This is a genomic window from Mesorhizobium sp. M7D.F.Ca.US.004.03.1.1, from assembly GCF_003998635.1.
In the GTDB taxonomy this organism is placed as follows: domain Bacteria; phylum Pseudomonadota; class Alphaproteobacteria; order Rhizobiales; family Rhizobiaceae; genus Mesorhizobium; species Mesorhizobium loti.
In genome coordinates, this window is sequence record NZ_RZQG01001402.1 from 1 (window position 1) to 1070 (window position 1070).

At 63.3% G+C, this 1070-nt stretch carries 1 protein-coding gene; it reads right to left on the reverse strand.

Going from position 1 to position 1070, the window contains the following annotated elements:
- A partial coding sequence (locus EN935_RS37420) for an argininosuccinate synthase (RefSeq protein WP_127374313.1) occupies positions 1 to 1070 on the reverse strand: 1070 nt, incomplete at both ends.

A 1070-nucleotide genomic window follows, 5' to 3' on the forward strand; every position in this document is an offset into this window, starting at 1 on the left:
GCCTCAACGCGTTGCGGCGGATGAAGCCGGCAGCGTCCTTCTGGTCGTAGGCGCCGCGATCGTCCTCGAAGGTGACCAGCGCGTCGGAATAGAGCGTCTTCTTCGACTTGCGGCCGGTGACGATGACGTTGCCCTTGTAGAGCTTCAGCCGCACCGTGCCTTCGACGTCTTCCTGGCTCTTGTCGATCATCGCCTGCAGCATCAGGCGTTCGGGCGCGAACCAGAAGCCGTTGTAGATCAGCTCGGCATAGCGCGGCATGAACTCGTCCTTAAGGTGTGCAGCACCGCGGTCGAGCGTGATCGATTCGATGGCGCGGTGAGCTGCGATCAGGATCGTGCCGCCGGGCGTCTCGTAGACGCCGCGCGACTTCATGCCGACGAAGCGGTTCTCGACCAGGTCGAGCCGGCCGATGCCGTTGTCGCGGCCGAGATCGTTGAGCGCGGCCAGCATCGTTGCCGGCGACAGCTTCTTGCCGTTGAGCGCGATCGGATCGCCCTTCAGGAATTCGATCTCGATCTCGGTGACGGTATCAGGCGCATCCATCGGCGAAACGGTGCGCTGGTGGACGAATTCCGGCGGCTCGCTCCACGGGTCTTCCAGCACCTTGCCCTCGGAAGAGGAGTGCAGCAGGTTGGCGTCGACCGAGAACGGCGCGTCGCCCTTCTTGTCCTTCGGCACCGGGATCTGGTGCTGCTCGGCAAAATTGATCAGGTCGGTACGCGACTTGAACGACCAGTCGCGCCATGGCGCGATGACCTTGATGTCGGGGTTCAGCGCGTAAGCCGAAAGCTCGAAGCGGACCTGGTCATTGCCCTTGCCAGTGGCGCCATGCGCAATCGCGTCGGCGCCCGTCTCTTTGGCAATCTCGACCAGATGCTTGGAGATCAGCGGCCGCGCGATCGAGGTGCCGAGCAGATAGGTGCCTTCATAGACGGCATTGGCACGGAACATCGGGAAGACGAAGTCGGAGACGAATTCCTCGCGCACGTCGACGACACGGATGTCCTTGATGCCCATCATCTCGGCCTTGCGGCGCGCCGGCTCGAGTTCGCCGCCCTGGCCAAGATCG